The sequence below is a fragment of the Amycolatopsis sp. NBC_00355 genome, from assembly GCF_036104975.1.
GTDB lineage: Bacteria > Actinomycetota > Actinomycetes > Mycobacteriales > Pseudonocardiaceae > Amycolatopsis.
Window position 1 is genome coordinate 8,997,608 of record NZ_CP107982.1, and the last position, 24,333, is coordinate 9,021,940.

At 71.3% G+C, this 24,333-nt stretch carries 23 protein-coding genes; 13 read left to right on the plus strand and 10 right to left on the minus strand.

Going from position 1 to position 24,333, the window contains the following annotated elements:
• Nucleotides 1-54 precede the first annotated feature (54 nt).
• The 4 genes from OHS18_RS41655 to OHS18_RS41670 are packed head-to-tail and all read left to right on the plus strand — an operon-like array spanning nucleotide 55 to nucleotide 3,639.
• Nucleotides 55-1,167 (plus strand): Re/Si-specific NAD(P)(+) transhydrogenase subunit alpha, encoded by a 1,113-nt coding sequence (locus tag OHS18_RS41655; protein ID WP_328614497.1) that lies wholly within the window; start codon nucleotides 55-57, stop codon nucleotides 1,165-1,167.
• A complete protein-coding gene (locus OHS18_RS41660) occupies nucleotides 1,164-1,478 on the plus strand; it encodes an NAD(P) transhydrogenase subunit alpha (protein ID WP_328443137.1) in 315 nt (104 codons plus the stop codon). Before OHS18_RS41655 ends, OHS18_RS41660 begins: the two co-directional genes overlap by 4 nt.
• Nucleotides 1,475-2,863: an NAD(P)(+) transhydrogenase (Re/Si-specific) subunit beta gene (locus tag OHS18_RS41665; RefSeq protein ID WP_328614498.1), complete on the plus strand. Its 1,389-nt coding sequence runs from the start codon at nucleotides 1,475-1,477 to the stop codon at nucleotides 2,861-2,863. Before OHS18_RS41660 ends, OHS18_RS41665 begins: the two co-directional genes overlap by 4 nt.
• Complete coding sequence (locus OHS18_RS41670) at nucleotides 2,860-3,639, plus strand: lipoate--protein ligase family protein (protein ID WP_328443135.1); 780 nt, start codon at nucleotides 2,860-2,862, stop codon at nucleotides 3,637-3,639. The genes OHS18_RS41665 and OHS18_RS41670 overlap by 4 nt, the downstream gene beginning before the upstream one ends.
• An 81-nt stretch (nucleotides 3,640-3,720) precedes the next feature.
• Here OHS18_RS41670 and OHS18_RS41675 read toward each other — a convergent pair whose 3' ends face one another.
• Nucleotides 3,721-4,272, minus strand: a complete 552-nt coding sequence (locus tag OHS18_RS41675) for an Lsr2 dimerization domain-containing protein (protein ID WP_328614499.1) — start codon at nucleotides 4,270-4,272, stop codon at nucleotides 3,721-3,723.
• Between the two features lie 139 nt (nucleotides 4,273-4,411).
• Here OHS18_RS41675 and OHS18_RS41680 point away from each other — a divergent pair, with 139 nt between their 5' ends.
• Complete coding sequence (locus tag OHS18_RS41680; protein ID WP_328443133.1) at nucleotides 4,412-5,806, plus strand: dihydrolipoyl dehydrogenase family protein; 1,395 nt, start codon at nucleotides 4,412-4,414, stop codon at nucleotides 5,804-5,806.
• A gap of 1 nt (nucleotide 5,807) precedes the next feature.
• On the opposite strand, the gene OHS18_RS41685 is transcribed toward OHS18_RS41680, so the two are convergent.
• Complete coding sequence (locus OHS18_RS41685; protein WP_328614500.1) at nucleotides 5,808-8,507, minus strand: hypothetical protein; 2,700 nt, start codon at nucleotides 8,505-8,507, stop codon at nucleotides 5,808-5,810.
• Nucleotides 8,508-8,772: 265 nt separating this feature from the next.
• On the opposite strand from OHS18_RS41685, the gene OHS18_RS41690 reads away from it, so the two are divergent.
• On the plus strand, nucleotides 8,773-9,276 hold the full coding sequence (locus OHS18_RS41690) for a DUF3145 domain-containing protein (protein WP_247062565.1): 504 nt from the start codon (nucleotides 8,773-8,775) through the stop codon (nucleotides 9,274-9,276).
• Nucleotides 9,277-9,328: 52 nt separating this feature from the next.
• Nucleotides 9,329-9,922 carry a hypothetical protein gene (locus OHS18_RS41695; RefSeq protein ID WP_328443131.1) on the plus strand — a complete coding sequence of 198 codons (594 nt, stop codon included), beginning with the start codon at nucleotides 9,329-9,331 and terminating at the stop codon, nucleotides 9,920-9,922.
• Between the two features lie 51 nt (nucleotides 9,923-9,973).
• On the opposite strand, the gene OHS18_RS41700 is transcribed toward OHS18_RS41695, so the two are convergent.
• The 5 genes from OHS18_RS41700 to OHS18_RS41720 all read right to left on the minus strand — a co-directional run bounded on the left by OHS18_RS41700 (nucleotide 9,974) and on the right by OHS18_RS41720 (nucleotide 15,070).
• Entirely contained in the window at nucleotides 9,974-11,224 is a 1,251-nt protein-coding gene (locus tag OHS18_RS41700; RefSeq protein ID WP_328443130.1) for a beta-ketoacyl-[acyl-carrier-protein] synthase family protein, read from the minus strand.
• Between the two features lie 28 nt (nucleotides 11,225-11,252).
• Nucleotides 11,253-11,498, minus strand: coding sequence for an acyl carrier protein (locus OHS18_RS41705; protein ID WP_004559006.1), 246 nt, complete (start codon nucleotides 11,496-11,498; stop codon nucleotides 11,253-11,255).
• Between the two features lie 78 nt (nucleotides 11,499-11,576).
• Entirely contained in the window at nucleotides 11,577-12,560 is a 984-nt protein-coding gene (locus tag OHS18_RS41710; protein ID WP_328614501.1) for a beta-ketoacyl-ACP synthase III, read from the minus strand.
• Entirely contained in the window at nucleotides 12,557-13,480 is a 924-nt protein-coding gene (locus OHS18_RS41715) for an ACP S-malonyltransferase (RefSeq protein ID WP_328614502.1), read from the minus strand. The genes OHS18_RS41710 and OHS18_RS41715 overlap by 4 nt, the downstream gene beginning before the upstream one ends.
• A 378-nt stretch (nucleotides 13,481-13,858) precedes the next feature.
• On the minus strand, nucleotides 13,859-15,070 hold the full coding sequence (locus tag OHS18_RS41720) for a PucR family transcriptional regulator (RefSeq protein ID WP_328443127.1): 1,212 nt from the start codon (nucleotides 15,068-15,070) through the stop codon (nucleotides 13,859-13,861).
• 120 nt (nucleotides 15,071-15,190) lie between these two features.
• On the opposite strand from OHS18_RS41720, the gene OHS18_RS41725 reads away from it, so the two are divergent.
• The 5 genes from OHS18_RS41725 (at nucleotide 15,191) to OHS18_RS41745 (ending at nucleotide 19,895) form a co-directional block, all read left to right on the plus strand.
• On the plus strand, nucleotides 15,191-16,099 hold the full coding sequence (locus OHS18_RS41725) for an ABC transporter ATP-binding protein (RefSeq protein ID WP_328614503.1): 909 nt from the start codon (nucleotides 15,191-15,193) through the stop codon (nucleotides 16,097-16,099).
• Complete coding sequence (locus OHS18_RS41730; protein WP_328443125.1) at nucleotides 16,096-17,316, plus strand: ABC transporter permease; 1,221 nt, start codon at nucleotides 16,096-16,098, stop codon at nucleotides 17,314-17,316. The genes OHS18_RS41725 and OHS18_RS41730 overlap by 4 nt, the downstream gene beginning before the upstream one ends.
• 322 nt (nucleotides 17,317-17,638) lie before the next feature.
• A complete protein-coding gene (locus tag OHS18_RS41735; RefSeq protein ID WP_328443124.1) occupies nucleotides 17,639-18,415 on the plus strand; it encodes a mechanosensitive ion channel family protein in 777 nt (258 codons plus the stop codon).
• A gap of 66 nt (nucleotides 18,416-18,481) precedes the next feature.
• The gene (locus tag OHS18_RS41740; protein ID WP_328614504.1) at nucleotides 18,482-19,195 is read left to right on the plus strand and encodes an MOSC domain-containing protein; all 714 of its coding nucleotides are present in this window, start codon (nucleotides 18,482-18,484) and stop codon (nucleotides 19,193-19,195) included.
• A gap of 55 nt (nucleotides 19,196-19,250) precedes the next feature.
• A complete protein-coding gene (locus OHS18_RS41745; protein ID WP_247062575.1) occupies nucleotides 19,251-19,895 on the plus strand; it encodes a nicotinamide mononucleotide transporter family protein in 645 nt (214 codons plus the stop codon).
• Here the strand turns inward: OHS18_RS41745 and OHS18_RS41750 are convergent.
• Nucleotides 19,876-21,492, minus strand: a complete 1,617-nt coding sequence (locus tag OHS18_RS41750; protein WP_328618671.1) for an L-lactate permease — start codon at nucleotides 21,490-21,492, stop codon at nucleotides 19,876-19,878. The genes OHS18_RS41745 and OHS18_RS41750 overlap by 20 nt on opposite strands.
• 170 nt (nucleotides 21,493-21,662) lie before the next feature.
• On the minus strand, nucleotides 21,663-22,253 hold the full coding sequence (locus OHS18_RS41755) for a TetR/AcrR family transcriptional regulator (RefSeq protein ID WP_328614505.1): 591 nt from the start codon (nucleotides 22,251-22,253) through the stop codon (nucleotides 21,663-21,665).
• A gap of 87 nt (nucleotides 22,254-22,340) precedes the next feature.
• Here OHS18_RS41755 and OHS18_RS41760 point away from each other — a divergent pair, with 87 nt between their 5' ends.
• The gene (locus OHS18_RS41760) at nucleotides 22,341-23,090 is read left to right on the plus strand and encodes an SDR family NAD(P)-dependent oxidoreductase (RefSeq protein ID WP_328614506.1); all 750 of its coding nucleotides are present in this window, start codon (nucleotides 22,341-22,343) and stop codon (nucleotides 23,088-23,090) included.
• A 4-nt stretch (nucleotides 23,091-23,094) separates the two neighbouring features.
• On the opposite strand, the gene OHS18_RS41765 is transcribed toward OHS18_RS41760, so the two are convergent.
• On the minus strand, nucleotides 23,095-24,306 hold the full coding sequence (locus tag OHS18_RS41765) for an alpha-hydroxy acid oxidase (protein ID WP_328443119.1): 1,212 nt from the start codon (nucleotides 24,304-24,306) through the stop codon (nucleotides 23,095-23,097).
• Between the last annotated feature and the right edge of the window lie 27 nt (nucleotides 24,307-24,333).

The following is a 24,333-nucleotide window of genomic DNA, read 5'->3' on the forward strand; positions in this document are numbered from 1 at the left end:
GTCGGTCCGGCGTGGTACAACCCACGGATCGTTCCTCGCCGATGAGGAGGTCGTGTGGCGGACAGCGAACAGCATCAGCAGCTCACCGTGGGTGTGGTGACCGAGTCACGCCCCGGAGAGCGCCGGGTGGCCATGGTGCCGAAACTCGTCGGGAGGCTCGCGCAACGCGGTCTGCGGGCGCTCGTCGAGCCGGGTGCCGGGGCCGGTGCGCACCTCAGCGACGACGCGTACACCCAGGCGGGCGCCGAACTCGGCGACGCCTGGAAAGCGCCCGTCGTCGTCAAGGTGAACCCACCCACGGCCGACGAGGTCGCGAAGCTGGGCCGGGGCACCGTGCTCATCGGCTTCCTCGACCCGCGCGGAAACCCGGAAGGGCTCGCGAAGCTCGAAGAGGCCGGCCTCCGGGCGTTCGCGATGGAGGCCGTCCCGCGGATCTCCCGCGCCCAGGCGATGGACGCGCTGTCGTCCCAGGCCAGCATCGGCGGCTACCGCGCGGTGCTGCTCGCGGCCCAGAAGCTCCCGCGGTTCTTCCCGATGCTCACCACCGCGGCCGGCACCGTGCCCCCGGCGAAGGTGCTGGTGCTCGGCGCCGGCGTCGCCGGGCTGCAGGCACTGGCCACGGCGAAGCGCCTCGGCGCGCAGACCACCGGCTACGACGTCCGGCCCGAGGTCGGCGAGCAGGTCAAGTCGCTCGGCGCGCAGTTCCTCGACCTCGGCATCGAAGCGGTCGGCGAAGGCGGCTACGCCCGCGAGCTGACGGCGGAGGAGCGCGAAGAGCAGCAGCGCCGGCTCACCGAGGCGATCACGCGGTTCGACGTCGTGATCACCACGGCGCTGGTGCCCGGGCGCAAGGCGCCGACCCTGGTCACCGCGGACGCCGTCAAGGGCATGCCGGCCGGTTCGGTCGTGGTCGACCTGGCCGGCGAAAGCGGCGGCAACTGCGAGCTGACCAAACCGGGGGAGGACGTCGTGGAGCACGACGTCACCATCTCGTCCCCGCTGAACCTGCCGGCCGAAATGCCTTCGCACGCCAGTGAGCTCTACGCCCGCAACGTCACCGAGCTGCTGGAGCTGCTCGTGACGAAGGAAGGCGAGCTGAAGCTGGACTTCGAGGACGAGATCGTCGCCGGGGCCTGCGTGGCCGGGCGCGAAGGGAGCGTCGCGTGAGCCCACTCGTGCAGAACCTGGCGGTGCTCGTGCTCGCCGGGTTCGTCGGCTTCGCCGTCATCTCGAAGGTGCCCAACACCCTGCACACGCCGCTGATGTCCGGCACCAACGCGATCCACGGGATCGTGCTGCTGGGCGGGCTGGTCGTGCTCGGCCTCGGCGTCGACGGCGTCTTCAACAAGATCCTGCTGGTGATCGCGATCGCCTTCGGCACGATCAACGTCGTCGGCGGGTTCCTGGTCACCGACCGGATGCTGTCGATGTTCAAGGCCAAAAAAGCACCGGCCGCCGATGAGGAGGACGAGAAGTGATCGACTTCGTCGCGATCCTCTACATCATCGCGTTCGCCCTCTTCATCTACGGCCTGATGGGCCTCACCGGCCCGCGCACCGCGGTCCGCGGCAACTGGATCGCCGCGGTCGGCATGGGCGTCGCGGTGCTCGCCACCCTGCTCACCCCGGGCATGGGCAACTGGCTGCTGATCGTCCTCGGCGTCGCGATCGGCGCGCTGGTCGGCGTGCCGTCCGCGCGCAAGGTCAAGATGACCGCGATGCCGCAGATGGTGGCGCTGTTCAACGGCGTCGGCGGCGGCGCGGTCGCGCTCATCGCGTGGGTCGAGTTCAACTCCACGGATGGTTACGCGCACGAACCCATGTACATCGCGATCGCGTCGCTGTTCGCCGCGATCATCGGGTCGATCTCCTTCTGGGGCTCGAACATCGCGTTCGGCAAGCTGCAGGAGCTGATCAGCGGCCGCCCGATCAGCATGGGCAAGCTGCAGCAGCCGATCAACGCGCTGCTGCTGCTGATCGCGCTGGGCTGCGCGGTGGTCATCGTCGCCGGCGGCGACTCCTGGCTGCTGATCGTCGGGCTGCTCGTCGCGGCGGGCATCCTCGGCCTCACCGTGGTGCTGCCGATCGGCGGCGCGGACATGCCGGTGGTGATCTCGCTGCTCAACGCGTTCACCGGGCTGTCGGCCGCGGCGATGGGCCTGGCGCTGGACAACACCGCGCTGATCGTGGCCGGGATGATCGTCGGCGCGTCCGGCTCGATCCTGACCAACCTGATGGCCAAGGCGATGAACCGGTCCATCCCGGCGATCATCGCGGGCGGCTTCGGCGGCGGCCCGGCGGTCGCGTCCGGCGGAGGAGCGAAGGAAGAGCGCCCGGTGCGCTCGACGAGTGCGGCCGACACGGCGATCCAGATGGCGTACGCCAGCAAGGTCGTCGTGGTGCCGGGTTACGGCATGGCCGTGGCGCAGGCGCAGCACACCGTCCGGGAGATGGCGAAGCTGCTGGAGAAGAAGGGCATCACGGTCGAGTACGCGATCCACCCGGTCGCCGGCCGGATGCCCGGGCACATGAACGTGCTGCTCGCCGAGGCCGACGTGCCGTACGAGCAGCTCAAGGAGATGGACGAGATCAACTCCGAGTTCGCCCAGACCGACGTCGCGCTGGTGATCGGCGCGAACGACGTCACCAACCCGGCCGCGCAGACCGACCCGACCTCGCCGATCTACGGGATGCCGATCCTCAAGGTCAACGAGAGCCGGTCCGTGATCGTCTTGAAACGCGGCATGAGCTCGGGCTTCGCCGGGATCGACAACGACCTGTTCTACGATCCGAAGACCAGCATGCTCTTCGGCGACGCCAAGTCGTCGGTGGGCGAGATCGTGGAGGAACTCAAGGCGTTATGACGAGCGGGTCGGATGTGCGTGCGGCGTTCACCGACCCCGCCGAGAACCTCGCGTTCGACGAAGCGCTCCTCCGGGTTGCGCCCGGGTCACCGGTCGTGTGGCTCTGGCGCAACCCGGTGTGCGTTGTCGTGGGGCGCGGTCAGCGGATCGCGCGCGAAGTGCACGTCGAGGCGTGCGAGCGCGACGGCGTCCCGGTGCTGCGGCGCGCGAGCGGCGGCGGCACCGTGTTCCACGACCCGGGCAACCTCAACGTCACGCTGGTGCTGCCGCTTTCGGGGGGCCGGGTGGCGGAGCCCCCGGCCCGAATGTCCCAGCCCGGCCCGGCCGACCGGCCGCTCGAAGCGCTCGGCAAGGTGATGAGCGCCGCCGTGGACCAGCTCGGGCTGGTGCCGCGGATCGGCGACCGCGGGCTGTTCGTCGAAGACGCGAAGCTGTGCGGCTTCGCCGTCTTCCGCACCAAGGACGGCCTGCTGGCCCACTCGACTCTGCTGGTCGAGACGTCCGCCGCCCTCGTCGGCCGCTATCTGACGAGCGCGCCGCCGGACCCGCGTCCGCTCGACTCCCACCGCAGCCCCGTCGCGTCGCTGGCCGAACACGGCCTGCGGCCCGGCTTCCCGGCGGTCGAAGCCGCGGTGCGCGCGGCGGCGTCGCAGATCCTCGGAACGCTCGTGCCGCGCCCGCCGTCCGCGGCCGAGCTGACCCGGCAGCGGGCGCTGCTGCACACCCGCTACCGGTACCCGTCCTGGCACGCGGACGGCGCCCAGCGCGCGCAATGACCCGCCGATGTCGTGAGGGGCACCCTCATGGCCGTAAGAGCCATAAGGGTGCCCCTCACGGCACGTCTGTCTACTGTGGACCTAGCGGTTCTCGGCCGCCGAGAAGGTGACCGTGGGTACCTTGCGGGCCGACGCGCGGGTCGTCTTCGGCGGCTCCGCAGCCTTCCGGGTGCGAGCCGGCTTCGCGGGTTCGGCCTTCGCCGTGGTGGTGGTCTTCGCGCGGGTTGTCGCCTTCACCGGGGTGGCCTTCGTGGCCGCGGCCTTGGCGGTCCGCGTCTTGGCCGGCGCGGCAGCTTTCGGCGCCGCTTTGGTGGCCCGGGCCTTGGCCGGGGCGGGCGCGGCCTTGGCGGCGACCGCGGTACGACGGCCGGCGACCGGCTTCGCGGCCTTCGCCTTCGGGGCGGCCTTCGCACGGGGCTTCTTCGCGCCCGGGACGATCCGCGGCTGCCGCTTGCGGCCACCGGTGCGGCGGCCGGCGTCGGCGTAGCGCCGAAGCAGGGCTCGCAGCGTCTCGGCGTTGGCGAAGGAGAGGTCGATGTCGTAGTCGATGCCGTCCAGCGCGAACCCGACGGTCTCCCCGGCGGCCTCGCCGGTCAGATCATCCAGCACCCGCACAGCCGTGTTCCTGGCCACGACAAACCTCCCGTGCTCGAACGTGTGATGCGCGGGCACCCGGGTTCGGCGACACCCCGGGGCCGCCGACAGCTTGCAGCTTCCTGACGAGGATAGCCGTTGGCTTGCGTGATCCCGCGTGGTGGTGTGCGCTGATGCCATGTCCGGACAGACTTTTGACGTAGTGGTGATCGGCGCGGGCCCGGTGGGCGAAGTGGCCGCCGAGCGAGCGGCTCGCGGCGGCCTGAAGGTCGCGCTCGTCGAGCACGAACGCTTCGGGGGCGAGTGCTCCTACTGGGCCTGCATCCCGAGCAAGGCCTTGCTGCGGCCGGGAAATCTCCTCGCCGCGGCGAAACGGATCCCGGGGGTGCCCGTCGGCGACGCGCTCGACCCGGGCCAGGTGTTCGCCCGCCGGGACTGGTTCACCGGCAAGGGCGACGACTCGGGCCAGGTCGAGTGGGCCCGCGGCGCGGGCATCGAGCCGGTCCGCGGGCACGGCGTCCTCACCGGTGAGCGCGAGGTCACCGTGGACGGCGACCGCGTCCTGACCGCGCGGCACGCGGTGATCGTGTGCACCGGCAGCGTCCCGAACACCCCGAAGATCCCGGGGATCGACACGATCCGGCCGTGGGGTTCGCGCGAGGCGACGTCGGCCTCGGCCGTGCCGGCCCGGCTCGGCGTCCTCGGCGGCGGCGTGGTCGGTGTCGAGATGGCGCAGGCCTGGGCGACTCTCGGCGCGGAGGTGCACCTGGTGATCACCGGCGAGCGCCCGCTGCCGCGCAACGCGGACTTCGTCGGCGACCTCGTGCTGGCGGGCCTGCGGGAGGTGGGCGTGTTCGTCCACACGATGTCGGGTGTCGAGCGGGTCGCCGCGGGCGAGAACGGCACCGAGCTGACGCTGAAGGACGGCGAGGTCCTCGTCGTCGACGAGTTCCTGGTGGCGACCGGACGGCGTCCCGGCACGGCCGGGCTCGGTCTGGAGGAGTTCGGCGTCGAGGCCGGCGGCCCGCTCACCGTCGACGACACCGGCCAGGTGTCCGCAGTGGACGGTGCGTGGCTGTTCGCCGCCGGCGACGTCACCGGCCGCGCCCCGCTGACCCACCAGGGCAAGTACGGCGCCCGCGCGGCGGGCGACACGGTGGCCGCGCTGGCGAAGGGCGAGAAGGTCGACACCTCGCCGTGGAGCCCGTTCACCGCGACCGCCGACCACCACGCCGTGCCACAGGTGGTGTTCACCGACCCGGAGGTCGCCTCCGTCGGTCTGTCGGACGCGCGTGAGGGCTCGAACGACCGCGTCGTCGACATCGACATCGCGGTGGCGGGCTCGTCGTTGCACGCGGACGGGTACCAGGGCAAGGCGCGGATGGTCGTCGACACCGAGCGGAACGTGCTGCTCGGCGTGACGTTCGTCGGCCAGGACGTCTCGGAGCTGCTGCACTCGGCGACGATCGCGATCGTCGGTGAGGTGCCGCTCGACCGGTTGTGGCACGCGGTGCCGTCGTTCCCGACGATCAGCGAGGTGTGGCTGCGGCTGCTCGAGGCCTACGGGCTCTGAGCTACCGCGCGGGCAGGTCCAGGGCGGCCTTCGCCGCCCGGGCCAGGCCGGGATCGTCCGCAGTGGACGGTCCCGGCACCCACACCGCCTGCACCACCCGGACGGAGGTGCCCTCCACCCGGCTCGTGTAGGCGGCGTTCTCGAACCGCGGCGCCGGCGTGCCCCACTTGCCGGTCTCGGCGGCGAGGTCGAGGATCCCGCCGCCGCCCGGAGTGTCGACGACGGCCTTGAAGGCGGCCGCCTGCGCGGCGTCGGGGAAGGCGACGATGCCGACGGTCACCGCGCCGGCCCGGCCGTCGACGGTCGTGGCGTAACTCGCCCGCCGCACGCCCGAGCAGCTGGTCTGCTGCAGGCTGGCCTGCGCGTCCCCGAAAGCGTGCGACGCGCACCGCTGATCCTCGTCGGCGGCGCGCAGCGAGAACTGCAGGCTCTCGGCGGGCGCGACACTGGCGGGCGCCGAGGCGGGTGGCCGGCTGGAGGGCGCCGGCGACTGCGCGACGGGCGCGGCGGGAGTGTCATCCCCACCGGTGGCGACGATCACCGCGGCGACGACCAAGGCGACCAGCAACCCGATCGCCCCGAGCGGCAGCCACCGCACGGTCCGCGAAGTGGGCGCCGCGGACTTCCGCCGGGGAACGGGACCCGGCCGGGAGTGCGGGTAGGACTCCGGCGGGGGAGGCGGAGCGGCCGTCGGGTGCTTGAGGGTCTCGGTGCGTTCGGGCGGGGCGGCGGATTCGGTGCCGGCGGGCGAGGCGAGGGATTCGGTCCGCCCGGGGTCCGCGGCCGGCCGGTAGGGCGGAATCTGCTCGGCCCCGGGGAAGACAGGGCGGGCCGTGGCGGGTTTGGCGAGAGTTTCGGTGCGTTCGGTGTCCGCAAAATCCGAAGAGGTCTCGGGTTCGGCGGAATTCGTGGCGCCGGACCGGGGTGCGGTGGTCGAAATCGTCGCCGGGGTTGGTGCAGGCAGGGAAACCGTGGAGGCACTGTCCTCGGCGGACTCGGCGGACTCGGCGGACTCGGCGGACTCGGCGGACTCGGCGGACTCGGCGGAGTTGCTGGGTTCGGCGGGCTCGGCGGGGTTGCCGGGTTTGGCGGTCGCGCTCGGGGGCACCGTCCGCGCGGGGGCGGAAGTACCTGAGGTATCGGCCGTGTCCGGAGTGATCGCGGGGGTTCGCGTCAGGCTGGAATCACCGGGCGCGACGGATTTCGTGGCACCGGGGTTCGCGACCATCGCGGGGGCCGGCGCGGGAGCCGCCGAGGTGCTGGTCGCCGTGGCTGTGTTCGGAGCCACGGCAAGGACCTGCACGGGGAGGGAGCCCGCCGAAGTGCCGGCCTCGGCGACGGATTTCGTGGTGCCGGGTGCGGCGGCCGAGTCCGGCACCGTCGTGGAAGCCTTCGCCGGAGCGGAATCCGTGGATACGCTGGGCTCGGCGGACTTTGGGATGCCAATCGCGGCAAGGCCTTCGGCCGCGGAAGGGCCGGCGACCGTGCGGGGCTCGTCGGTCGGTGCACGACCGGGGCTCGGCGCGTGATCTTGGCCGGAACTCGGGTGCTCTGACCCGACATCCGCATGATCCGGAGCAGAACTCGCGGGCTCCGACTCGACACTCGCGTGATCTGAGGCGGAATTCGCGGGCTCGAGACCCACACTCGCGTGGTCTTGGCCGGAACTCGCGGGCTCGAGACCCACGCTCGCGTGGTCCCGGCCGGAACCTGGCTGCTCTGACTCGTCATCCGCGTGATCTGAGGCGGAACTCGCGGGCTCCAGTTCCACACTCGCTTGCCCCGCATCGGAACTTGCGTGATCAAGCGCGGAATTTGCGTGATCCGCCCCGGAACTCGCGTGATCGAGGGCGGAACCCGCCCCGATCAGCGCGGTAGGCGGATCGGCGAGTTGCGTTCGGCCGCTTGCACTCAGCGCATTCAGCGCACTCACGGCACTCGGCGCACTCAGCGCACTCACGGCGCTCGGCGCGCTCGAAGCGCTCGCCGCCACCGGTGTCTCGGTTCGCCAGCCCGCGGCCGGGCGGGCGGACACTGTGGTCGTTCCGGCCGAGCGGGGCGTGGTGTCCCAAAGGGACTCCGGCGGCGTGTCGTCACTGAACCGGCTGAATCCCTCACGCAGAAGGACTTCGTCGGAAAGCTCGGGCGCCTCGGGGGCCAGGCCGCGGATCAGGGCGCGGACCTGGTCGACCGACCGGGGGCGGTGGGCCGTCGCCAGGGAGACCGCCGCCGCCAGCATGGTCGTGGGGGTCGGGTGCAGGACCCTCACCGGGCCCGCCAGGTCGCTCGCGGGCTGGTCGACCGTTTCGACGTACGGGCCGACCGCCACGATCGTGCCCACCGGTGCCGTGCCCGGGACCAGTTCCACGATGCGGCTTTCGCAGACCTGGGACAGGTCCAGGGCCTCCGTCGCCGGGTTGATCGCGTCGTCGTCGGCCACCAGGGGCCAGCCGTCGGCTCGCCATTCCGCTCCCAGCGGGGCTTCCAGCCGCAGCGCCGGGTCCGGCAGGTCGACGCCGATGACGACGATCACGCCGTGGGGCAGCAGAACCACCGCCTCGATCGGGCGATCCGTCACCGTGCCGACGCCGATCAGCGCGATCCCGCCGACGACGGTGCTGCCGCGGCCCAGGGACGCCAGCGCCGCCCGGATGTCGTCCGCCACCCGGGACTGCTGCCGCTCGAGGCGCACCAGTCGCACCGAAACCCTCCCTGCTCGTCGTTCCGGAGCATCACGCTAGCGCGCCCGGTCGTATCCGAGGCGCGACACGGGGACGACGCGGCCGCGTCCCACCGAAAGTGGTGCTGCGGGTGACTTGTGGTGTTCATGTGGCCAAACAGCACGGTTGGGGTGCAGAATGTGCTACAACGCATCGGAGGCGGTATTCGGGAGCCGCACTGACGCCGCGCAGCTCGATTTCAGGGCGTAGGGGAAGACGTCCCTCGTCGAGCAAGCGGAGGTAGCAGTGAGCACCCGTGGCAGCACCCGAGGTGTGGTGTACGTCCACTCGTCGCCGTCTGCGGTGTGTCCGCACGTCGAGTGGGCTATTTCGGGCACCCTCAACGCCCGAGTCGACCTGAAGTGGACGGCGCAGCCGGCCAGTCCGGGTCAGCTTCGCGCCGAATGCGGATGGCGCGCGCCCGCGGGCACCGGCGCCAGATTGGCGGCGGCCCTCAAGGCGTGGCCGATGATTCGGTTCGAAGTCACCGAAGAGCCCAGCGCGGGCGTCGACGGCGAACGGTTCTGCTTCGCGCCCGGGCTCGGCCTGTGGCACGGACGGACCAGCGCCAACGGCGACATCGTGGTGGGCGAGGACCAGCTGCGCGCACTCGTGAGCATGACCCGCGGCGGCGAGTCGCTGGCGCACAAGCTCGACGAACTCCTGGCCGCGAGCTGGGACGAAGCGCTCGAGCCGTACCGTCACGCCGGTGACGGTGCTCCGGTGACCTGGCTGCACCAGGTCGGCTAGCACGGGACTCCGGCGGCACGGGACCGGTGGCGGGGCCGGTACGCTCTTCCGCGTGACGACCCCCGCCTCCAGCCCCCGCCAGCGCTGGCTGGTGCCCGTCGTGGTCGTGGTGCTGTCCGTGACCGTGGGCGGCGGCCTGCTCGCGCGCGAGCTCTACCGCCGTCCCGACCAGCCCGCCGGCGACGCCTCGGCGCCGGTGACGGTGCCCCAGTCGGCGACCGGTCGCCAGCCGACCGAGCCGGACGTCGTCGGGATGACACCGGACGCGCAGTCGCACCCGCGTGCCGACGAGGTGCGCAAGGTGCTGGAGACGTACTTCTCGGCCATCAACGCCCAGCAGTACTCGCAGTGGACGTCCGTGGTCACCTCGGAGCGGGCGGCGCAGCAGCCGCCCGGCGCGTGGAAGGCCGGCATCAAGACCACAAAGGACAGCGAAGCCGTCGTCTACCGGATCGAGCGCGGCTCCGGCACGTCGCTGCGGGTCCTGGTCGGCTTCCGGAGCGAGCAGGCGGTCGAAGACGCTCCGACGTGGTTCCCCGAGCCGTGCATCCAGTGGCGGCTCGTGCTGCCGATGGTCGTCGAGAAGTCCGCGCTGAGGATCGCCGCCGTGGACAGCGGCCCACCCCCCGAACACCAGAAGTGCTGAAACGAGAACGGGCCCGGCCGAAGCCGGGCCCGTTCTCGTTGGTCAGCGTGCTCAGGCCGCCGGGGTGAACAGCAGAGCGGTGTTGTGCCCGCCGAACCCGAACGAGTTGCTGATCGCCGCGGTCAGCTCGACCTTGCGCGGCTCGCCCGACACGACGTCCAGCTGCACCCGCGGGTCCAGGTCGGTCAGGTTCATCGTGGCCGGGACGATGCCGTGGTACAGCGAGAGGATCGTGATGATCCCCTCGACCGCGCCGGCCCCGCCGACCAGGTGACCCATCGAACCCTTCGGCGCCGTGACGATCGCGTGGTCGCCGACCGCCTTGCGGATCGCGGCCGCCTCGCCGATGTCACCGACCACAGTGGACGTCGCGTGCGCGTTCACGTGCCCGACGTCCGCCGCGGTGACGCCGGCCATCTTCATCGCCGCGCGCATCGCGGCGATCTGGCCGATGCCCTCGGGGTGGTTGCCGGTGATGTGGTAGGCGTCCGAGGTGATGCCGTGCCCGGCGATCGTCGCGTAGATTCGCGCCCCGCGGGCCTTCGCCAGGTCCGCGCGCTCCAGGATGACCACGCCCGAACCCTCGCCGAGGACGAAGCCGTCCCGGTTCGCGTCGAACGGCCGCGACGCGGCACCCGGGTCGTCGTTGCGCGTGGACACCGTGCGGGCCTGGGCGAACCCGGCGAGCGTGATCGGGTGGATGCACGCTTCGGCACCCCCGGCGACCACGACGTCGGCGCGCCCGGAGCGGATCATCTCGACCCCGCTCGCGATGCCCTCGGCGCCCGAGGCGCAGGCCGAGGCCGGGGAGTGCACCCCGGCCCGCGCCTTCAGGTCGATGCCCACGTGCGCGGCCGGGCCGTTCGGCATCAGCATCGGCACGGTCAGCGGCGACACCTTGCGGAGACCCTGCTGGTGCAACAGATCGTTCTGGGTGAGCAGGGTGACCGGGCCGCCGACGCCGGTACCGATCGACACGCCGAGGCGGTCGGGGTCGACGTCGGTGTGCTCGTCCGTCGGTTCGGTGAAGCCGGCGTCGGCCCACGCCTGACGGGCGGCGATCATCGCGACCTGCTCGCAGCGGTCCATCCGGCGGGCCTGGACCCGCGGCAGGACTTCCGAGGGATCGACGGCCAGCATGCCGCCGATCTTGACCGGCAGCTGCAGCTCCTCGACCCAGTCGGCCTCGATCGTCCGGACCCCGCTCCGTCCGGCCAGCAGACCGTCCCAGGTGGACGTCACGTCCCCGCCGAGCGGTGTGGTGGCGCCGAGACCGGTGATCACGACGTCGATGTTGCTCATGGGTGTCTCCTCAAGGAGGGAAGAGGACTTACTTCGAGTTGGCCGACACGTAGTTGACGGCGTCGCCCACGGTCTTCAGGTTGGCGAGCTCGTCGTCCGGGATCTTGACGCCGAACTTGTCCTCGGCCTGCACGGCGATCTCGACCATCGACAGCGAGTCGATGTCCAGGTCGTCCACGAACGACTTCTCGGCGGTGACGTCGTCCTGAGCCACACCGGCCACCTCTTCGACGATCTCGGCGAGGCCGGCGAGGATCTCAGCGTTGTCAGCCATGGGGTAGTTCCCTTCTCGGTCTTACTGGGGGTTCTTGGTACCCGTGGGCGAGTGCCCGCGGGGAGCGTAACGGGATGATCAGGGGCAGACGAACGCCTGCCCGGCGTAGGACAGGCCCGCGCCGAACCCGACCGCCAGCACCACGTCACCGGACTTCGCCGTCCCGGCCTTGCGCATGTGGTCCAGCGCGAGGGGGATGGACGCCGACGAGGTGTTGCCGGAGTACTTGATGTCGTCGGCGACGACCATGTCGTCACGGGCCCCGTTGGCCCGCAGCTTCTTCGCGATCGCCTCGACGATGCGCAGGTTCGCCTGGTGCGGGATCAGCACGTCCACATCGGACGGCTTCAGCCCGGCGACGTCCAGCGCGCGCAGCGCGATCGGCGCGATCCGGGTGGTCGCCCACCGGAAGACCGACTGGCCCTCCTGGAAGATGAACTTCTCCTCGGTCATCCCGATCAGGTCGACGAGGTCGCCGGCGCTGCCCCAGGAGACCGGGCCGATCTGCGGCTCGTCGGACGCGCCGACGACCGCGGCGCCCGCGCCGTCGGCGAAGATGATCGCGTTCGCGCGGTCGGTCGGGTTCACCCAGTCGGTGAGCTTCTCGGCACCGATCACGAGGACCTTCTTGGCCGAGCCGCCGCGGACCAGGTCCGACGCGACACCCAGGCCGTAGCAGAACCCGGCGCACGCGGCGTTGAGGTCGAACGCGCCCGGGTTCGGGATGCCGATCCGGGCGGCGACCTGCGCGGCGGCGTTCGGGATCTGCGTCGGCATCGTGCAGTTCGGCAGGATGACCGTGTCCACTTCGGACGGCTCGACCCCGGCGTCGGCCAGCGCGGCGGTGCCGGCGGCGACGGCGAAGTCGGTGAGCAGCTCACCCTTCTCGGCGAAGCGGCGCTCGATGATGCCGACGCGCGTCTGGATCCACTCGTCGTTGGTCTCCATGATCTTCGAGAGATCGTCGTTGGTGACGATCCTCTCCGGCTGCGCGCTGCCGATACCCAGCACACGGCTGCCGCGGGAGCCCGGGTTGAGGCTCAGGGCCGGTCGGTCGGTCACGAGGCGTCCTCCTGGCGCAGCGCGGCCAGTTCGGCCGGCGTCTTCAGCGCGGTGGTAGTGGTGACGACGCCCTTGAGCTGCCGCTTGACCAGGCCGGTCAGCGTGCCCGCGGGCGCGAGTTCGACGGTGCGGGTGACGCCGAGCGAGACCAGGCCGTCCATCGTCAGGTCCCAGCGGACCGACCGGGTGACCTGCGCGACGAGCCGCTCCAGGTACTCGGCCCCGCTGGTGACGACGGCGCCGTCCGCGTTGGACAGCAGCGGGCGGGTCGGGTCGGCCGGCGTCAGTTCGGCGGCGTGGGCGCGCAACGCCTCTTCGGCGGGCGCCATGTAGTGCGTGTGGAAGGCGCCGGCGACCTTGAGGGCGCGGATCTTCGTGCCTTCCAGGGGTTCGGCGACGATCTTCGCGATCGCGTCGGCGGCGCCGGAGGCGACGATCTGCCCCGCTCCGTTGCGGTTCGCCGCGGTCAGGCCCTGCTCGCCCAGCCACGCGACGACCTGCTCGGGGTCGCCGAGCATCACCGCGGCCATCGACGTCGGTTCCATCGCGCAGGCCTTGGCCATCTCGGCGCCGCGGACGGCGGCGAGCGCGATGGCGTCGGCCGGCTCGAGCACCCCGGCGATCGCGGCGGCGGCCAGTTCGCCGACCGAGTGCCCGGCGACGGGCGTGTCGGCGGGGACCGGCGCGGTGGCCTGGAGGTGCTCGAAGGTGAGCAGCGACAACGCGACGATCAGCGGCTGCGCGATCGCGGTGTCCTGGATCTCTTCGGCGCCGGCTTCCGTGCCGAGGCGAAGCAGATCGAGCCCCGCGCGCTCGGACCACTGGGCGACGCGCTCGCGGGCGCCGTCGAGGTCGAGCCAGGGCGTGAACATGCCGGGGGCCTGGGATCCCTGACCGGGAGCGAGCACTGCTGCTGTCACCCTCTAAGACAACACGGCGACGGCACTTCCGCGGGATGCCGACGCTCACAGTGTCTGCCCGGAGTCTTTGTCGGAAACCTCCAAAGAAGCGCCGAGCAACCTCGCACGTAACCCGGATGCCTTGTCGGGTTCAACCACCTTTCGCTGTTAAGTCCATCACGTGACGGGGCTCTCGTAAAGGGGCTCACCGGAGCAAGGCGGGCATGCCCGGGCGCTCCCGCCCGGCCACTGCGGCCTCCTGGCTTCGCGCGGCTCGCCGGGCACTGTGTTCGTCGCACGCCTACTCCGATCCGAAGGCCAGAACCGCGGTACCCGTCGCGGCCGGCGGGCATTGAGCCCTACCTGCAAGCAGTGCTGGAGCTGCGCTCTGGCCCGGGGTTACCAGAGGCCGCGGGCGCGGGCCAGCCGGCCCACCGCCAGCGCGATCCGCAGCACCAGCGCGTCCCGGGGGTCCGTCGGCTGGCAGCCGGTGAGGTCCGCCGCCTTGCGCAGGCGGTAGCGGACCGTGTTCGGGTGGACGAACAGCGTCTTCGCGCACGTCTCCAGCACACCGCCGCTCTCGAGGTAGGCCTCCACCGTGCGCTGCAGCGTGGGGCCGGCTTCCTCCAGCGGGCGGGCGATCGTGTCGACCAGCAGCCGCTCGGCTTCGGCGTCGCCGGAAAGGGCGCGCTCCGGGAGGAGGTCCGCCGAGCGCACCGGGCGGGGCGCGCCCGGCCAGCCGACCACCGCCCGCAGGCCCGACAACGCCTCGGTCGCGCTGTGGTGCGCTTCCGCCAGGGTCGGGACCGTGGGGCCGGCCACCACCGGGCCGTCGGCGAAGGCCACCGACATCCGGCCGAGGATTTCCCGTTCCTTCACGCCGCCTTCGGTCGCGCCGCCGACGACGACCACCAGTCGCGAGCCCTGCACCGACAGCAGCACCGGACGTCCTACCCGGGCGGCGCGGCTGCGGACCTCGAACACCACCGTCGGCGGGTCCTCCGACGGCGGGTTGCCCACCAGCACCGTCGCCGCGGCGGTCGGGTCCCAGCCCAGCGCTGTCGCGCGCGACAGCACGGACTCTTCCGCGTCGCCGCGGACGATGCCGTCGACGACGAGCGCCTCCAGCCGGGCGTCCCAGGCGCCGCGCGCCTCGGCCGCGGCGGCGTAGGAGTTGGCCGCGGCGAAGGCGATTTCCCTGCCGTAGCGGAGGATTCCCTCGATCAGCGCGGCCCGCTCGGCCTCGTTCGCCGCGAACTCCGGCAGCTGTTCTTCGAAAACCTCGATGGCGAGCCGGACCATGCCGACGGCCTGGCGCAGGCTGACCCACCGCGACAGCTCGGCCGGCGCGTCGCGGAACGCCTCGGTCGTGAGCTTCAGGGCTTCCTTGGAGTCCCGCAGCCAGCCGACAAAACCGGCGGCGCCGGCCTGGGTGATCAGCAGGACGCTCGCGCGCTGGTCGGCGGGCAGCCGGGCGAACCACGACAGCCGCTGTTCCATGACGGCGATGCTGGCGCTCGCCAGGCTGCCGGACGCGTGCTCCAGCCGCCGGAGCGTCTTCGCGGACAGTCCGTGGTGCTTCGGCACACGCCGTGTGGTGGGTTCGGCCATTTCGACGCGATCCTACGTGGCCGCAACTTTCGTAGCCCGCGATGGCAACGCGGGTCGCTATGCGGCGCGTGTACCCCCTGCCTACGATCGCAGCCAAGCGGAGGAAATGGGGGCACCGGGATGACCGGTCTAGAGATCGACGCGATCTCCAAACGCTACGGCGACGTGGTCGCTCTGCGCGAAATGACGTTCGACGTCCGGCCGGGCGAATTGTTCGGCTTCGTCGGCAGCAACGGCGCCGGGAAGACGACGACCATGCGCATCGCGCTGGGCGTTCTTTCCGCCGACGCCGGCCAGGTGCGCTACGCGGGCGAACCCGTGACGCACGAAACGCGGCGTCACATCGGTTACATGCCCGAAGAACGCGGGCTGTACCCGAAGATGAAGGTGGGGGAGCAGCTGACCTACCTGGCCCGGCTGCACGGGATGTCCGCGTCCGACGCCAAGGCGTCCGCGGTGAAGTGGACCGAGCGGCTCGGGGTCGCCGCGCGCCGCGACGACGAGGTGCAGAAGCTCAGCCTCGGCAACCAGCAGCGCGTCCAGCTGGCCGCGGCGCTGGTGCACGAGCCGCGGATCCTGGTGCTCGACGAGCCGTTCTCCGGCCTCGACCCGGTCGCGGTCGACGTGATGAGCCAGGTGCTCAAGGAGAAGGCCGGCGAAGGCGTGCCGGTCGTGTTCTCCAGCCACCAGCTCGACCTGGTGGAGCGGCTGTGCGACCGGGTCGGCATCGTCCGGAGTGGACAGATGGTGGAGGTCGGCACGGTCGAAGAGCTGCGCTCCGGCGGCGCGGTGCGGCTGCGCGTCGACGTCCCCGGGGCCGGTGACGGCTGGGCCGACGGCCTCGCCGGGGTGAAGGTCCTCGGCCGGAAGGGCACCGTGACCGAGCTCGAGCTGGCCGACGACGCCGACGACCAGGACGTCCTCAAGGCCGCGCTGGCCACCGGGCCGGTGCGCGAGTTCGCCCGCGAGCAGCCGACCCTGGCCGACCTGTTCCGCACCGTCGTGACGACCGAGGAGGTCCCCGCATGAGCACCCCGGTCCCGGACGTCCGGATGACCCCGCTGAGCGCGGTCGGCCTGGTCGCCTCACGCGAGATCGGCACCCGCGTGCGGTCCAAGGCGTACCGCGTCACCACGGTCGTCATGCTGCTGCTGATCGTCGTCGGCATCGTCGTGATCAAGCTGATCTCGGGTGGCGGGGGCGCCGACGCGACGGTCGGCTTCACCCCGGCCACGGCCGGGCTCACCGCGCCGCTGCAGTCCGCCGGCAAGTCGGTCGACGAAAGCATCGACGTCACCCAGGTGACCGACGAAGCCGCCGGGCGCGCGAAGCTGGCCGACGGCTCGATCGACGCGCTGCTCACCGGCGACGGCAAGAGCGTGCACGTCCAGGTGAAGAAGGACCTCGACAGCAAGCTCGCGAACGTGCTGCAGCTGCTGTCCCGCCAGGTCGCGCTCGATCAGCAGATCACCGCGCTGGGCGGCAACCCGGCACAGTTCGAAGCCGCGGTCGCCACCGCGACGTTCGCCGAGGATCCGCCGCTGGAGCAGCCCTACGACTACAACGGCCAGCAGCTGGTGCTCGGCATCATCGCCGGCATCCTGATCTACCTCTCACTGATGATCAACGGCCAGAGCGTCGCCCAGGGCGTCGTCGAGGAGAAGACGTCACGGGTCGTCGAACTGCTGCTGTCGACGATCAAGCCGTGGCAGCTGATGGCCGGGAAGGTGCTCGGCATCGGGGTGGTCGGGCTGATCCAGATGGTCGTGATCGGCGCCGGCGGGGTGATCGCCGGACTGGCCACGGGGGTGCTCACCATTTCCGTTTCCGCGGCCATCGGCACGGTCGTCTGGCTGATCGTCTGGTACCTGCTCGGGTTCTTCATGTACTCGATCGTGTTCGCCGCGCTGGGCGCGCTCGTTTCCCGGCAGGAGGACGTCGGCGGCGCGGTGATGCCGGCGCTGATGTTCGTGATCGCCGGATACGTGGTGGGTATTTCCGTGCTGCCGTCGGATCCGGGCAACACGTTCGCCGAAGTGCTTTCCGTGATTCCGGTTTTCGCGCCGACGCTGATGCCGATGCGGCTGGCGATGGGCGGGGTGCCGGTGTGGGAAGCCGTGGTGTCGGTGGGGCTGGTGGTGCTGATGATCCCGGTGCTGATCTGGCTCGCCGCGAGGATCTATCGCAACGCCGTCATGCGCAGTGGCGCGAAGGTGAAACTGCGGGACGCCCTGCGCGCCGCCTGACGTTTCCCGGTTGTTCATCCGGCCCTCGGACCGCTTCGGCGTCCGGGGGCCGGTTTGTTCACGGCCCGCGACACCCGGTTCCCCCGAATGCTCGAGGCCGCCCGGCGCTTGCGGTTTACGCTGCGCCGGACGGCCTCGTCTCCCCGGTCCCCACCGGTAGAACCAGTATGGCCACCAACGATCTTTGCGCGCCAGTCGTCTCACTCGATCGTGGGGCGCACGAGTTGCCGCCGGTGGGTACCTGATCAACGATCCGGTGCACAACAGCGGCACCACCCGAATCGCGGCGCGATTCGGTGCGAAACATCAAGAGGGAGTCGGCATGGGCCAGCAACTCAAGGACGGACTGGGACAGGCGTGGAACCTCGTGGCCACGTTCGTCCCGAAACTCGTCGGTTTCCTGATCATCCTGCTGATCGGCTGGCTGATCGCGAAGGCCATCGCGAAAGGCCTGAGCCTCGTCCTCGGAAAGGTCGGCTTCGGCAAGCTGATCGAGAAGACGGGCCTTTCCGCCAGCATCGGCCAGCAGAAGATCGACGCGGCCGGGATCCTCGTGAAACTGGTCTACTACTTCGTCCTGCTGATCGCGCTGCAGCTGGCGTTCGGCGTGTTCGGGCCGACCAACCCGGTCAGCCAGCTGCTCAACGACATCATCGCGTTCCTGCCGCGGATCGTGGTCGCGCTGGTGCTGATCGTGGTCGCCGCGGCCATCGCGAAGGTCGTGCGTGACGTCGTCTCGTCGGCGATGTCGGGCCGCCCGGCCGGCCGGTACCTGGCCACCGGCGCCTACTGGCTGATCATGGCGTTCGGCATCATCGCCGCGCTCGGCCAGGTCAACATCGCGACCGCGATCACCGGCCCGGTCCTGATCGCCGTGCTGGCCACCATCGGCGGCGTCATCGTCGTCGGCTTCGGCGGCGGCCTGATCAAGCCGGCGCAGGACCGCTGGCGCGGCTGGATGGCGAACATGCAGCAGCAGATGGCCGAGACGCCGCAGCAGCGGACCGGCGAGATGGGCCGCAGCGAGGCGCCGCGCGCCACCGTGGGCGCCGACAACACCCCGACCCCGCCGGTCGGGACCCCGCGCCCCCAGATCTGAGCAGGGGAGTGACGAGACGGGCCCGGCAGACGAGGAAGCTGCCGGGCCCGTCTCTACGCTGGGGGCATGGGGGTCGTGACGGCGTTGTGGCGCTATCCGGTGAAGTCGATGCGCGGGGAGCGGCTGGCCGAGGGGGAGTTCGGCGAGCGCGGCCTCGACGGCGACCGGCTGTACGCGGTCCGCGACCCGGACGGCAAGTTCGGCAGCGGCAAGAGCACCCGCCGGTTCCGCCGGATGGCGGGCCTGCACGAGTTCGCCGCACGCTACGACGGCGACGTCCCGGTGGTGACGCTCCCGGACGGGCGCACGGTCCGCGGCGACGCGGCCCACGAGGAGATCGCCACCGCGCTGGGCCGCGGGGGTGTCCGGCTGGTCCGGGAGGCCGGGATCCCGCACCACGACGAGGCCGCCGTCCACCTGGTGACGACGTCGTCGCTGGCCTGGCTGTCCGAACGGGCGCCCGGCGTCGACATCGACGCACGGCGGCTGCGGCCGAACCTGCTGCTGGACACGGGTTCGTCACCGGAACTGGCCGAGGAAGCCTGGCTGGGGGAGCGGGTCCGGATCGGCGGGGTCGAGCTGGAGATCCTCCGCCGGGCCGTCCGCTGCGTGATGGTGGACCTGCCGTGGGACGACCTCCCGGCCGCACCCGGGTTGCTCAGGACGATCGCCGAAACCAACGACCTGAAGCTCGGCGTGCACGCCCGCGTCGTCCGCGGCGGCACGATCCGCGTCGGCGACGTCCACGAGGTGGGATGTTCCGCGCCTCACAGTCCCTAGGGAATGCGCCCCTCCCGGAGCATGTTGGTCAGCGGTAGGACGAAAGGGGCGTCACGTGAACTACCTGCTGGAACACGGCTTCCGGGTGCTCGGACAGTGGATCTCCATCGCCGAGTTCGCCGGGCAGGTGTTCGCGCTGGCCGTGGTGTTCCTCGCGCAACGTCGCACCTTGTGGACGTGGCCGGTGCAGGTCGGCGCCACCGTGCTGCTGTTCGCCGTCTACGCCTCCGCGCACCTCGGCGGGCTCGCCGCCCGGCAGGTCGCCATCCTCGCCATCTCCGTCTACGGCTGGTGGGCCTGGACGCGCCGCAAGGACCCGGTGTTCGGCGTCGTCGTGCGCCAAGGCCGGCTCACCGAACGGCTCGTCATGCTGGGCACGTTCGTCGCCGGCACCACCGTGATGGCGCTGGTCCTGGACGCGCTGCACGCGTCGTGGGCGCCGTGGCCGGACGCCGCGATCTTCGTCGGCACCCTCGTCGCCTTCGGCGCGCAGGGCGCGGGGCTGGTCGAGTTCTGGCTGGTCTGGTTGGTCGTCGACGCGATCGGCGTGCCGCTGCAGATCTCCTCGGGGCTGTACTTCTCGGCCGCGATCTACATCGTGTTCGCCGGGCTGGTCGTGCACGGCTGGTGGACGTGGAACCGCTCGGCCAAGCAGCGCGTCGCGGCGCGCGACCACGGCGTCATGGCAGCATCCAGCTGAGCACCGGCGTGCTCTGACCCCACACGATCAGGCACATCACCAGCAGCAGCCCCACGCTCCACGGCAGGACCTTGCGCAGCAGCTTGCCTTCTTCGCCGGGCAGGTTCGCCGCGACGCAGGCGATGGTGAGGTTCTGCGGCGAGACCATCTTGCCGAGCACCCCGCCGGAACTGTTGGCCGCCGCGAGCAGGTCCGCGGGCAGGCCGGTCTGGTGGGCCGCCGTCACCTGCAGGGCGCCGAACAGCGCGTTCGCCGACGTGTCGGACCCCGAGACGGCGACACCGAACCAGCCGAGCACCGGCGACAGGAACGCGAGCGCGGCGCCGGCGGCCGCGATGAACGTGCCGATGGTGCTGGTCTGGCCGGACAGGTTCATCACGTAGGCCAGCGCGAGCACGCTGGTGACGGTGAGGATCGCGAACCGCAGTTCCTTGACCGTGGCGAGCCATTCGCTCGCCGCGCCGCTCGCGCGTACCGCCAGCACCACCGCCGTGATGATCCCGGCGATCAGCACGAGGGTGCCGCCGGTGTTGAGGAACGGCAGCGAGAACGTGTTGCCGGACACCGGTTTCCCGTTCGGCCCGGCGACGTTCAGCCCGGGCCAGTGGAACTTCCAGGTCGCCTTGTCGAGCAGCTTCTTGATCGGCGGCAGCACGGCGAGGGAGAAGATCACGATGATCAGCGCGTACGGCATGTAGGCCTTGACGACGTCGCGGCGTGAGTCCTCCGGCGGCGCTTCGGCGTCGGCGGTCGCGGTGCCGCCCATCCCGACGCGGACGGCTTCGGGCACCGCGCGGCGGGTCTGCGGCAGGGCCACCAGGGCGGCCGCGCCGGCGAGCGCGGCACCGATGTCCGCCAATTGCGGTGAGACGTAGTTGGACGCGAGAAACTGCACCACCCCGAACGCGACCCCGCAGACCAGCGCGGGCAGCCAGGTGTCCTTCAGGCCGCGCTTGCCGTCGACGATGATCACCAGCAGCAGCGGCACGACCAGGGCGAGCAACGGCGTCTGGCGCCCGACGATCGAGGAGACCTGCTCCAGCGGCAGGCCGGTGACCTGGGCGAGCGTCACGACCGGCGTGCCCATGGCGCCGAACGCGACCGGCGCGGTGTTCGCGACCAGCGCGACGACGGCGGCCTTCACCGGGTGGAAGCCGACGGCCACCAGCATCACGGCACTGATCGCGACCGGCGCGCCGAACCCGGCCAGCGCCTCCATCAGCGCCCCGAAGCAGAAGGCGATGATCAGGGCCTGGATGCGGGGGTCGTCGGAGATCCGGCCGAACGAGCGGCGCAGGACGTCGAAGTGCCCGGTCCGTACGGTGAGCCGGTAGATCCACAGGGCGTTGACGACGATCCACATGATCGGCCACAGCCCGAACGCGGCGCCCGACAGCGCGCCGGAGACGGCCTGCACGATCGGCATGCCGAACGCGGCGATCCCGACGACGAGCGCGACGAGCAGCCCGATGAGGGCGGCGTGGTGCGCCCGCATCCGGACGACGCCGAGGAGGACGAGGACGGTGGCCAGGGGCAGCACGGCGACGAGCGCCGACAGGCCCAGCGAGCCGAGGGGAGTCACGTCTTGTATGAACAGGGCCTGCACGAACACGGGCGACCTCCGTTTTCCACGATGCGAAAACGGCCTTTCGGCGAGTGTCCGTGATCCTCCTCACAAACCGGGCGGTCCGTCAAGAACTTGCGGCCAATCGGCGCAACTGGCCGGTCGTGAACCCGTCACGCGAATGACGGGTCTGATCACGTGGGTTACGGCTTGGGAAGGACGGCCAGGGCGGTTTCGGCGACCGTGCGGAGTTCGGCGGGGCTTGAGCCGCCCTTGCCGAGGGCTTCGATGCCGCGGGTGACGGCCAGCAGCAGGCTCGCCAGGTGGGCCGGGTCCTGGTCGCCGGCGATGTCGCCCGCGCGCTGGGCTGCCGCGACGCTCGCCGTGAGCTGTTCCCGCAGGTCGTGGAAGACGCGCTGGGCGCGGGCCGCGACGGCTTCGTCGTGCTCCGCGCACTCCGCCGCGCCCTTCGCGAGCAGGCAGCCCCGGCGGTCCCGGTCCGCCGCCGTGGATTCGGCGATCCCGGCGACGTAGTCGCGGATCCGCCGGAGGGCGCCGCTGTCGGGGCCTTCCAGCGCGCGGCGCGTCGACTCGGCGGACTCGGTGCAGTAGTCGTCGAAGACGCGCAGGAACAGCGCGTGTTTGTCGCCGAAGGCGCCGTACAGGCTGCCCTTGCCGAGGCCGGTCGCGGCGGCGATGTCGTCGATCTTCGTGCCCGCATAGCCGGTCGCCCAGAACTGGTCCCTGGCGGCGCGCAGCACCGCGTCCTGGTCGAAGCTCCGAGGTCGTGCCATGGCTCAAGCGTACCCATTCTTGACTGTCTCGTCCATAACGGCGTAAGTTCTGGACGAGACAGTCAAGAACTCGACCAGGGGAGCATCGTGACCAGCACACTGAAGGACAAGACGGCCGTCGTGACCGGCGCCGGCACCGGCATCGGGCTCGCCATCGCGAAGCGGTTCGCGGCCGAAGGCGCGCACGTGTTCATCACCGGACGCCGCAAGGAGGTGCTCGACGACGCCGTCGCCGAGATCGGTGGCAGCGTGCAGGCGATCCGCGCCGACTCCTCGAAGCCCGCCGACCTCGACGCGCTCTACCGGGCCGTCGAAGAGCGCGGGAAGGGTCTCGACGTCGTCGTCGCCAACTCCGGCGGCGGCGTGAACCAGCTGCTGGGCGAGATCACCGAGGAGCAGCTCGACGCCACGTTCGCCACGAACGTCAAGGGGGTCGTCTTCACCGTGCAGAAGGCCCTGCCGCTGCTCAACGACAACGCGTCGATCATCATCACCGGCTCGACGACGTCCACTCGCGTGGCGCCGGGCATGAGCGTCTACGCCGCGACCAAGGCCGCCGTCCGCAACTTCGCCCGCACCTGGGCCCTCGACCTGGCCGGCAAGAGCGTCCGGGTGAACGTGCTGAGCCCGGGACCGACGCACACGCCGGGCCTGCTGGGCCTGGCCGACCCCGGCGCGGAGCAGGAGCTGCTGGACGGGATGGCGGCCGCTGTGCCGCTCGGCCGCGTCGGCGCCCCGTCCGAGATCGCCGGCGCGGCGCTGTTCCTGGCGTCGGCCGATGCCAGCTTCGTCAACGGCGTCGAGTTCTTCGTCGACGGCGGCCAGGCGCAGGTCTGAGCGGCTACCGCAGGGTGGCGTGCGACGGCGTGAGGTCGGCGAGGGTGCGGACGCCCAGCAGCTGCATCGTGCGGACCATCTCCGTGCGGAGGATGTCCACGCAGCGCTGGACGCCGCGCTCGCCGCCGGCCATCAGGCCGTAGAGGAACGCGCGGCCGACCAGCACGGCGTCGGCGCCGCGGGCGATCGCCGCGACGATGTCGCCGCCGGAGAGGATGCCGGTGTCGATCCAGACCTCGGCGCCGCCCTGGATCTCGTCGAGCACCGCCGGGAGCAGCTCCAGCGGTGTCGGCGCGCGGTCCAGCTGGCGGCCGCCGTGGTTGGAGATCAGCACCGCGTCGGCGCCGTGCTTGACGACGTCGCGCGCGTCCTGGACGTTCTGCACGCCCTTGACCACGAGCTTCCCGGGCCAGGTGCGGCGCACCCAGTCGAGGTCGTCGTAGTTCAGCGTCGGGTCGAAGAGCTTGTTCAGCAGCTCGGCGACCGTGCCGCCGAAGTGGTTGAGCGACGCGAACTGCAGCGGTTCGGTGGTGAGCAGGTTGAACCACCACGCGGGGTGCGTCGCGCCGTCGAGGAACGTCTTGAGCGTGAGCGCCGGCGGGATGGTCAGGCCGTTGCGGACGTCGCGCAGCCGGGCCCCGCCGACCGGGGTGTCGACGGTCAGCATGAGCGTGTCGTAGCCCGCCGCCCACGCGCGATTCATCAGATCTTCGCCGGCGCCGTGGTCGCGCCAGACATAGAGCTGGAACCACTTGCGGGCCTCGGGCGCGGCGGCGGCGAGGTCCTCGATCGACGTCGTCGCCATCGTCGAGAGGCCCACCGGGATGCCGTTGCGTTCGGCGACGCGGGCCACCGCGCGCTCGCCCTCGTGTTGCATCATCCGGGTGAAACCGGTGGGGGCGAAGGCGAACGGCAGGGCCGACGTCTTGCCGAGGATCTCGCGCGTGGTGTCCACATCGGACACTCCGCGCAGCACGTTCGGGTGGAACTCGACCCGCCGGTAGGCCTGGCGGGCGCGGAGCAGGCTGTCCTCGAGCTCGGCCGCGCCGTCGGTGTAGTCGAAGGCCGCTCGCGGGGTCCGCTTGCGCGCGATCATCCGCAGGTCGGCGATGGTGTGGGCGTTGCCGAGGCGCCGGTCGGTCGGGTTCAGCACGATCGGCTTGGGCCGCAGGAGCTGCTTCAGCTCGTCCGGCTTGGGCAGTCGGCGCTTCGTCACCTTCATCAACTCCCTAGCAAGCGGGAC